Raw genomic sequence first — 9,517 nt, 5'->3', positions numbered from 1 at the left:
ATCAGCGCCGCCGCGTTCAGCTCTTGGCGCCAGAAAGCCTCGCGCTCTTTCAGCAGCGCCGGGATCAGCAGCGCGTTGTCGTCGGTGATTTCTTCCAGCACTTCAAACGCGAAGGCGGCCTCGCCGTGCTGGGTCCAGGCGGCCTGCAGCGATTTGCCGGGAAAGCCTCCCATGCGCAGCTGGAACCACAAGCCGGCTTGGCGCTTGGCGAGATCGGGCGCCTTGGCCACCCACATTGCACCGCTCGCCGTGCAGCGCACCGCGAAGATGCCGGGCACCGCCTTCTGTTCCCTGTATTCGCGCGCCAGTTCTTTCTTGCGGGCGTTATCCATGGGCGATGCGTTCCGAGATATCCCACAGCCGGGCCGCATCGCTGTCGCTGCGCGCTGCCGCTGAGGGCGTGATGGCTCGCGCCTTATGCCAATAGGTGCCGCTCTCGACCTCCGGCGCCGCAGCCAGATGCACGATGGTTTTGGCGCCCTTCTCCGGCGTGATCGCGGCGAGTTTCTTCAGCACGCCAAAAGTGGCGCCCAGCATGCCGGAGGTGTTGGCGGCAAAGCGGGTGTCGACGAAGCCCGGATGCAGGCACACCGCGGTGATGCCGCTTCCTTGCAGCCGTCGCGCCAGCTCGCGCGTGAACAGGATATTGCAGAGCTTGGACGTGCCGTAGACGCGGAAGCCCTTGTAAGGGCGGAGCGCAAACTGCAGATCGTCGAAATCGAGCCGGCCGGCGTAATGGGCGTCGGAGGCGGTCGAAACGATGCGCGCGCCGGGCTTCAGATGGTCCAGCAACCCGTTGGTCACCACGAAATAGGCCATGTGGTTGAGCGCGAAGGTCCGCTCCAGCCCGTCGGCTGTCACCTCACGCCTGCCGAACAGCGCACCGGCGTTGTTGATGAGCACATCGATGGCGGGTTCGGCGGCGGCGATGTCGGCGGCGACCTGTTTCATCCCCGCCAGCGATGACAAATCAGCGAGATGAAACGCGTGCGCCGCCGTGCCGGGAAGTTTCGCCAGCGTCGCCTCAGCCCGCGCCTGCTCGCGCGCCACGATCACGATGCGGGCGCCTTTTTCCGCCAGCCTGAGGGCCGCGACTTCGCCGATGCCCGAGGTTGCCCCCGTGATGACGACAGTTTTGCCTTGCATGCGCCCCCAGCGTGACAGAGGAACTTAATCCTTATCCGACGATGTCGAGGTCGGAGAAGAAGAACTTGATTTCGTTGGCGGCGGTTTCGGGGGCGTCGGAGCCGTGCACCGAATTCGCTTCCATCGATTCCGCGAAATCCTTGCGGATGGTGCCGTCGGCAGCCTTGGCGGGGTTGGTGGCGCCCATCACTTCGCGGTTCTTGGCAATGGCGCTTTCGCCTTCCAGCACCTGCACCACCACCGGGCCCGAGGTCATGAACGCGACCAGGCTGCCGTAGAACGGCTTTTCGGCATGGACGGCGTAGAACGCCTTGGCCTGCTCGTCCGACAGCTTGATGCGGCGGGAGGCGACGACCCGCAGGCCCGCCTTCTCGAACCGCGCGACGATCTCGCCGGTCAGGTTGCGGCGGGTGGCGTCGGGTTTGATGATCGAAAGCGTGCGTTCAACGGCCATGGTTCTCTCCCTAAACTGGAATTTTGAGGGGCTTATAGCCGCGGGCTTTGCACCGGCGCAAGGCATGCTACAAGCGCGCCCGTTATGCTGACCATCGACACGGTAACGGTACGGATCGCAGGGCGCGTCATTCTGGACGGCGCCAGCGCCAGTGTGCCTGCCAACCGCCGTGTCGGCCTGGTCGGGAGGAACGGCTGCGGCAAGTCGACCCTCTTGAAGACCATCCAGGGCATTCTGCACGCCGACAGCGGCGAAATCACCACGCCGCGGGACTGGCGCATCGGCGCTCTCGCCCAGGAGGCGCCGTCGGGGCCGCAATCGCTGATCGACACCGTGCTGGCGGCCGACAAGGAGCGCGCCACGCTGCTCGTCCGCGCCGAGACCGAAAAAGACCCCCACGCCATCGCCGAAATCCACGCCCGGCTGCACACCATCGATTCCTATTCGGCGCCGGCCCGCGCCGCGGAAATTCTCGCCGGTCTCGGCTTTCCCGAAGCCGACCAGCAGCGGCCGTGCTCGGAGTTCTCGGGCGGCTGGCGGATGCGCGTGGCCCTGGCCGCAGTGCTGTTTTCGGCGCCGGACCTGCTGCTGCTCGACGAGCCGACCAACTACCTCGATCTCGAAGGCGTGATGTGGCTCGAGGATTATATCAAGCGCTATCGCGGCACCGTGCTGATCGTCAGCCACGACCGCGACCTGCTCAACACCTGTGCCGAATTCATCCTGCATCTCGAACACGGCAAGCTGACGCTTTATACCGGCGGCTACGATGCCTTCGTCGAAACCCGCGCCATGAAGCGGGCGCTGGACGAGGCCTCGGCCAAGAAGGTCGATGCGCAGCGCAAGCATCTGCAGGCGTTCGTCGACCGCTTCCGCTACAAGGCCTCCAAGGCGACCCAGGCGCAGAGCCGCATCAAGATGCTGGAACGGCTGCAGACCATCGACATTCCGATGGACGAGCACGTCGCCCCGATCCGCCTTCCCGCCGCCACCGGTGCCAGCCCGCCGCTGATCACGATGGAGAATGCCTCGGTCGGCTATGTTGAAGGCAAACCGGTGTTGACCGGGCTCAATCTGCGCTTCGATCCCGACGACCGCATCGCGCTGCTCGGCAAGAACGGCAATGGCAAGTCGACCCTGGCGAAGCTCCTCGCCGGCAAACTCGATGCGATGGGCGGCACGCTCACCCGCGCCAAGAAGCTGATCCCGGGCTATTTCGCGCAGCATCAGCTCGAAGAGTTGAACGGCGACATCACCCCGATCGACACCTTGGCGCGGATGCGGCCGGCGCTGGCGCTCTTGCAGGTGCGCAACGCGCTCGGCGGATTTGGATTCTCGGCCGACAAGCAGCTCACCAAGGTCGGCAATCTGTCGGGCGGCGAACGGGCGCGATTGATGCTGGCGCTGGCGGCCCTCGACCGCCCCAACCTGCTCATCCTCGACGAACCGACCAACCATCTCGACATCGACGCCCGCGGCGAGCTGCTCAACGCGCTCAACGATTTCGAAGGCGCGGTGATCCTGGTCAGCCACGACCGCCGTTTGCTGGAAGCCACCGCCGACCGGCTGATGCTGGTCGCCGACGGGCACGTCACTCCGTTCGACGGCGATCTCGACGATTACCGCCGCTTCCTCTTGACGCCCGATGCCGCGCCGAAAGCTGCGACCGCCGAACCGAAACAGACGAAAGAAGACGCCCGGCGCGAGGCGGCCGAGAAGCGCCGGCGGCTGAAACCGCTGAAGGACAAGGTCGATGCGGCGGAGCACCAGATCAACGCGCTGACCGCCGAAATCCAGAAACTCGACGCCACCCTCGCCGATCCGCTGCTGTTCGTGCACGACCCCAAGAAAGGCACCGCGGTGTCGAAAAAGCGCGCCGATGCGGTCAAGAAACTGGAAGCCGCCGAAGAACGCTGGCTGCTGGCGCACGAAGACTACGAACAGGCCGGGGCGGAGTAGCCGGCGAACCCCTGAGGCGCGAAGTGAACTCTGGCGCGACTTGTGGTAACATCCGGGAAAATACCGATATGGTGCACGCATAATTCAAAACCGAAAACGCACACAACTACTTATTTCCCCTAAACCAGCATTTCTCCAGCCTAATTCATCTTGCGGTGGAATTCACTGTGAAGACAATCATGCCGGGGAGGCCCATGGTGGGACGCCATTATTTGCGGGAAAACCCGTGCCTCACAACCAGTCACTGCACCTCGATGACGAGTCCGCCGATGATTGGAACCTGGCCGAGGTCGAGGTCGGCATCCTGATCTTCGACATCGAGCACCGCGAAATGCTCGACGATCTGCACAAGGTCTATGACGGCTTGGCCGCCAGCAAACCTGCGCGTCAGGTGCGGGCGAGCGTGTCCCGCCTGCTTGCCACAACGGCGAAGCACTTCGCGCACGAAGAAGATTACATGAAGACCTTGAATTATGCCGATTACCGTCGGCACGCGGACGATCACGAAGCACTTAACGAAAAGCTCAAGGCGTTCGTCGACGAGTTCTTTGCCGACGCCGTACCGCCGGATCGCCACCTCGTCAAGGTGCGTGCCTTCTTTCGCAAATGGCTGCTCGACCACATCCTCGAGCACGACCATTCGCTGGCCAACTTCCTGGCGCAGAAGGGCATCCGCTAGCGTCAGCCGATTAGCTCCAGCCAGCGCGAAAACACCGCCACGGCCTGGGCGGCGTAGACGGGGGCCTGGGCGGCGGCGGCGTGGCGCAACGCCGGAATGTCGATGCCGGCTTTGGCCAGTTCCACCGCGTGCCCGACCAGCCAGCGTTCCAGCATCATCGGGTCGGCTTCGAGGTGGAACTGCAGCGCCAGCGCGTCGGCGCCCCACGAAAACGCCTGATTGGCATAGGTTTCGTTCGACGCCAGCCGTGTCGCGCCGACCGGCAAATCGAAGGTGTCGCCGTGCCAATGCAGCACGATGCCGTCTTTCACCGGCGCCAGCACCGACTTTTCTCCATCCGGCGTCAATGCGATGCGACCGAAACCGATTTCCTTGGTGCCGCCGAAATAAACGCGCGCGCCCAACACCTGCGCCATCGCCTGGGCGCCAAGACAGATGCCGAGCGTCGGCCGCCCGCTCGCCAGCCGCTTTTCGATGGCCTTCAGCTCGCCTTTGAGGAACGGATAGGCCTCGGTCTCGTAAATCCCGATCGGCCCGCCGAGAACGACCAGAAGCTCGGCATCCTGCAATGCCGGATCGGCGAGATCGTCGACGGTCGCATCGCGGCTGTTGATCGCCCAGCCTGAAGCCGCCAAGAGCGGCGCAATCAGGCCAAGGTCCTCGAATCCGACATGCTGGAGGGCGATCGCGGTGCGCATGGGGACCTCAGGAGAATCGCGGCGCAAAGCTTGGCACCGGGCGCGACCTCGCGTCAAAAAACCGTGCCCCCAGACGTGGTAGACTGCCCTGCGGGAGGGCCTGACATGCCGGCAAATATCCTGATTTTGGGCGGCACCGGGTTCACCGGACGCCTGATCGCGCGCCACCTCCTGGAGCGTTGCGACGCCGTCGTCACCATCGCCAGCCGCCGTCTCGAAAAGGCCGAAGAACTCGCTGCCGATCTCGGACGCGACCGGCCCGGGCGCATCCTGGCGGTCAGGGCCGATGCCGGCGAACCCGACTCGCTTCGCGCCGCGATGACCGGGCAGACGCTGATCGTGGTGGCGGCGCCGACCACCGCCGAGGTCGCGACCGTGGCCCGCGTCGCGCTCGATCTCGGCGTCGATTATCTCGACGTCCAGCTTGGCGCCAAGAAATTCGCCGTCCTGAAATCGCTGGCGGGCGAGATCGAAGCCAAAGGGCGCTGCTTCATCACCGAAGCCGGATTTCATCCCGGCCTGCCCGCGGCATTGGTACGCTATGCTGCCGATCATCTCGACAGACTGGAATCCGCAACCACCGCCTGTTACCTCTCGATCGGCCGCGACGTGCCCTATACCGACGCCATCGACGAGTTGGTGGACGTGTTCCGCAATTATCAGGCGCAGATCTTCACCGGCGGGCACTGGACCAATCCCAAGCTGCTGCAAATCCGCAAGATCGATTTCGGCGGCGATATCGGCAAGCGCACCTGTTATTCGATGTTCTTCGAAGAGCTGGCGCCGCTGCCGGAACGCTACTCCGCCCTCAGCGAAACCGGATTCTTCATGGCCGGCGGGCACTGGTTCACCGACTGGGTCGTCTATCCCGTTGCCATGGCGCTGCTCAACCTGCTGCCGCATGCGACGCGCACCGTCGGGCGGCTCTTGTGGTGGGGCATGACGCGGTTCCAGAAGCCGCCGTTCCGCACCGAGCTGATGGTCAGGGCTCACGGCCAGCACGCCGGCCATCCGACCCGCTTCGAGGCGGTGGTCTCGCACCGCGATGCCTATGAGCTGACCGCCATTCCGGTGACGGCGGCGATCCTGCAATACCTCGAAGGCCTCGGCCGCCGCCCCGGACTGCACATGATGGGCCACCTCGCCGACCCCCGCCGCCTGTTCACCGACATGAAGCGGATGGGGGTGAAGGTGAAGACGGTGGTGGAATAGTTTTCTGCCCCCGCGGGCGCCGCGCTTTCTCCACCGGCACATAGACCGTGGGGGAAGTGGCGCGCAGCGCTAGAGCAACGGACGTTCAGACGAGATCACGTCGTTCATCTTTCCTCCCCCGCGCCGACAGATCCTTTCACGCCGCACCGCCGGCAAAAAGGCGGGGGAGGTGTCGCGTAGCGACGGAGGGGGGACCGATCCGGCGCTAAAACATTCCCCCCCCCGGCCCTGATGGGCCACCTCCCCCGCTGTTTCGGCGGCGTGCCACCGTCATGATTTGAGCATCGCGGGGGAGGAAAGAATGATCTCGCTTGAACGTCCGCCGCGCCAAAGGGGGCTTCAGCGTGTTGCGAGCCCCCTTTGCCCGCTAACGCTGGGCACTTCCCCCACGGTCCGCGTGCGCGCCAGACAATTTGTGCGCCCGTGGGGGCAGAAATCATACCTCTTCCACCGCGACGACCTCTACCGCTCCGTCCGGAACCTGTTCGTTTGTCAGATAGGCATACAAAGGTGCCAGCGTCGTCTGCGGGCGAGCGGGGATCGACAGCAACGTCTTGCCGCCGATTTTGATGTCGTAGGCGGCCAGCGCCTTGGCCCCGGCGACCGCGGCTTGCCATGTTACTTTCACGCGGCCGGCATCCTTGGTCAGCTTCACCTCGCTCGGCGGGATCAGACCACGGGCCTTTTCCTGGAAATAATTGGTGGTGGCGCCGTAGGCCGCTTCGGTTTCCTTTTCCAGCTTCAGCCGTTCGGCCTTGGTCATCGGCGCATCGCAGGCGGCGGCGAGATTGGCGACGAGCTGGTCGTCCTCAGGATTCTTGCGGTTGATGTGGCCGGTGCCGATGATCGTGGTGCAGACGCCCGGCAGCGATACCGTGTAGCGCACCATCTCGTGGGTATCGAGCTTGGAGCCGCCGACCTTCTGGTTCACTTCCTGCGGGCCCTTGGTCCAGTGCGGTTCCTTCGAGCCGACGAAGGCGCCGTCGGCGAACACCTTCATCGCGATCACGCCCATGCCCTTGGCCAGCGCCAGCGGCAGCACGTTGTTCTGATGCGGCAGATAGAGCTTGTCCGCGACATTCAGCGCCACCAGCAGGGTGTCGAGCTCATTGCCCTCGTCCATGCGGATGAGCTGCGACAGCACGGTGGAATCGAGATGGCCGGTGACGCCGACGTGGCGCACCCAGCGCCTGTGCTCGGGATTGAGGCCGGTGTAATTGGTGCCGTCGCGATAATCGAGCAATGCCGCGAAGGCACCGATCTGATCGGGCATCTTGCCGCCGCGTTCCGCCATGCCGACATAGAGTTTCGACACATCGGCAAGGCTGCCGATCGCGTGCATCTGGATGCAATCGAGATAGGCGCCTTCCGGAATGAAGCCCTGGCCGTCGCCGAACGCCTGGGTCAGGGTGCGCTTGAGATCGGTGACCGTGTTCTGGCCCGAGGTGTCGGCCGGATCGCGTGCGAAGCGGCGCGTGGTCTTGGAGGCGAAATAGAAGCTGTCGCGCAGAGTGGCGTTGTAGCCGGACTTGCCCGGCACCAGGTTCATCCGCCGGAACGCCTCGCCGTAATTCATCTGGCTGTTGCCGTAGACGTTGGCGGTGTCGAGATAGTTCACGCCGAGTTCGACGGCGCGGCAGATGATGTCGGCGGGATCGACGCCGTCCGGTGTCCATTGCAGCGACGCCTGACCGCCGAGCCCCAGCGGCGTCACCGGGAAGCCGGTGCGGCCGAGCACCTTCTTCGGGATGATCTGTTTCGGCTTCGCGATGGGCTTGGCGGCAAAGGCCGGCGCAGCGAACGCGGCAGCAGTACCCGCAGCAAGGGTGGTGAACATCTGGCGGCGATTGGTCATGGCTGGCCCCGAAGCGATTTGGCTGCCGCCATTCTACTCCCTGAGCCGCCCCCCGGGGTGCCACGGCAAGAGGTCGCGCCACGATCACGTCGTGGTGTGCGCTTGCCGCATTGCCCGCCCCGGCGCAGACCCGTGATAGTGACGGGGACGGAGCTTGGAGTGAAACGGTGACGACCCGGCATTGCCTTGTTGCGTTCCTGATGCTTCTGGCCGGGGTGCCCGCGCTGGCCGATCCTCCGGCTCCGCAGGTGTTCGGCGCCCATCACGTCTATCGCACCAAGTATTTCGTCCTGCACGGCGAGGCGCCGGGACCAACCGTGCTGATTCAGGGCGGCATCCACGGCGACGAACCGGCGGGCACTTACGCGCTCGAAGCGATGCTGAAGACGATCACGATCCGCAACGGGACGCTGATCGTCATTCCGCGCCTCAACGCGCCGGCTCTGGAGGAGGAGCGGCGCTACATCCATCACGATCTCAACCGCTCGTTCGGCGATCCTGATCGGCGGCGGCCCTATGAATACGCCCTCGCCAACGACCTCGTCGCCTTCGCGCGGACGCTGAAGCTCGATTACATGGTGACGCTGCACGAGGCGCATTGGCTATTCGATCCCGCCGTGGCGCGCAGCCTCGGCCAGACCTTGTGCTATGGCGTGCAGCCCGAGCCGGCACTGCTCGACGACTGGCTGAAGCGGCTCAATGCCGGCGTGACCGCGCCGCAGCAACGCTTCAACGCGAAATATTTTCCGATCCCGACCAGTTCCACCGAAGTGATGGTGGCTGAGCTGAAGTTGAAGGGCGGCTTCTGCGTCGAAACCTGGCGCAACCTGCCGCTCGACCGCCGCATCGCCTACCAGCGCGCCGCCGTGGAGACGTTCCTGCAGACCGTCGGTATCGACTACCGCTACACGCCGCCCCGGTAGAAGCTCGCCTCAGACGGTTCACCCAACCTGGTCCTTGGCGATGCGGTACCATTCGCGCTGGCGCGAGCGGTAGTAGCCGGGGGCGTGTTTGACGTTGTCGATGATCTCGTGGAACAGCTTCTGGGCGCGTTCGCCCTGGCCGCGCTGCTTGAGGAACAGGGCGAAGCGGCAGCGCGCCTCTTCGCCGGGGTAGCGCGGCACCACCGCCTCGTACTGGCGCAGCGCCGCATCGGTCCGCCCGACGCCTTCCAGCGCCCGGGCATAATCGAGTTCGGTGTCGGCATCGAAGGCGGCACGGTCCATGGCGCGCAGCTGCTCGAACGCGGTCAATGCTCCGGCATGGTCTCCCGCCAGCAGCTTGGCCCGCGCCAGCCCCTTCAGCAGCGTCGGATCGCCGGCGCCGATCGGGCCTTGCATGGCGCTCTGATAGAGATCGATCGCCTCCTTGAACATGCCGCGATTGATGCATTCCTCGGCGAGCGCGCGCTTGGCATCGGCGGAACCCACCCGTTCCACGTCGCGCAGCTTGTCGCGATAGCTGCGGCCGGGATCGGCCATGGTGGCGACGTTGTCGGCGAACTTGCGCGCCGA

10 protein-coding genes are annotated in these 9,517 nt (G+C 64.8%); 4 read left to right on the top strand and 6 right to left on the bottom strand.

Annotation, left to right across the window (positions count from 1 at the left end; genetic code table 11):
- The 3 genes from AC1P6P_RS03460 to ndk all read right to left on the bottom strand — a co-directional run.
- Positions 1-332, bottom strand: a 332-nt coding sequence (locus AC1P6P_RS03460; RefSeq protein ID WP_481401041.1) for a GIY-YIG nuclease family protein, incomplete at its 3' end; no start/stop codon positions are given.
- Complete coding sequence (locus tag AC1P6P_RS03455; RefSeq protein ID WP_481401040.1) at positions 325-1,146, bottom strand: SDR family NAD(P)-dependent oxidoreductase; 822 nt, start codon at positions 1,144-1,146, stop codon at positions 325-327. The genes AC1P6P_RS03455 and AC1P6P_RS03460, both read right to left, overlap by 8 nt.
- Before the next feature lie 31 nt (positions 1,147-1,177).
- On the bottom strand, positions 1,178-1,600 hold the full coding sequence (ndk, locus tag AC1P6P_RS03450; RefSeq protein WP_481401039.1) for a nucleoside-diphosphate kinase: 423 nt from the start codon (positions 1,598-1,600) through the stop codon (positions 1,178-1,180).
- An 84-nt stretch (positions 1,601-1,684) separates the two neighbouring features.
- On the opposite strand from ndk, the gene AC1P6P_RS03445 reads away from it, so the two are divergent.
- Both AC1P6P_RS03445 and AC1P6P_RS03440 read left to right on the top strand, forming a co-directional pair.
- A complete protein-coding gene (locus AC1P6P_RS03445) occupies positions 1,685-3,559 on the top strand; it encodes an ABC-F family ATP-binding cassette domain-containing protein (protein WP_481401038.1) in 1,875 nt (624 codons plus the stop codon).
- Positions 3,560-3,785: 226 nt separating this feature from the next.
- The gene (locus AC1P6P_RS03440; protein WP_481401037.1) at positions 3,786-4,238 is read left to right on the top strand and encodes a bacteriohemerythrin; all 453 of its coding nucleotides are present in this window, start codon (positions 3,786-3,788) and stop codon (positions 4,236-4,238) included.
- Between the two features lie 2 nt (positions 4,239-4,240).
- On the opposite strand, the gene AC1P6P_RS03435 is transcribed toward AC1P6P_RS03440, so the two are convergent.
- Complete coding sequence (locus tag AC1P6P_RS03435) at positions 4,241-4,936, bottom strand: glutamine amidotransferase (protein ID WP_481401036.1); 696 nt, start codon at positions 4,934-4,936, stop codon at positions 4,241-4,243.
- 105 nt (positions 4,937-5,041) lie between these two features.
- On the opposite strand from AC1P6P_RS03435, the gene AC1P6P_RS03430 reads away from it, so the two are divergent.
- Entirely contained in the window at positions 5,042-6,148 is a 1,107-nt protein-coding gene (locus AC1P6P_RS03430) for a saccharopine dehydrogenase family protein (protein ID WP_481401035.1), read from the top strand.
- Positions 6,149-6,584: 436 nt separating this feature from the next.
- Here AC1P6P_RS03430 and AC1P6P_RS03425 read toward each other — a convergent pair whose 3' ends face one another.
- Positions 6,585-8,003 carry an aldo/keto reductase gene (locus AC1P6P_RS03425; protein ID WP_481401034.1) on the bottom strand — a complete coding sequence of 473 codons (1,419 nt, stop codon included), beginning with the start codon at positions 8,001-8,003 and terminating at the stop codon, positions 6,585-6,587.
- Between the two features lie 167 nt (positions 8,004-8,170).
- Between AC1P6P_RS03425 and AC1P6P_RS03420 the strand changes: the two genes are divergently transcribed.
- Positions 8,171-8,926 (top strand): M99 family carboxypeptidase catalytic domain-containing protein, encoded by a 756-nt coding sequence (locus AC1P6P_RS03420; protein WP_481401033.1) that lies wholly within the window; start codon positions 8,171-8,173, stop codon positions 8,924-8,926.
- Positions 8,927-8,944: 18 nt separating this feature from the next.
- Here the strand turns inward: AC1P6P_RS03420 and AC1P6P_RS03415 are convergent.
- The coding region (locus AC1P6P_RS03415; protein ID WP_481401032.1) for a hypothetical protein at positions 8,945-9,517 on the bottom strand (573 nt) is incomplete at its 5' end.

Source organism: Rhizomicrobium sp. (assembly GCF_056722145.1).
This window is presented reverse-complemented; position numbering and strand designations above follow the sequence as displayed.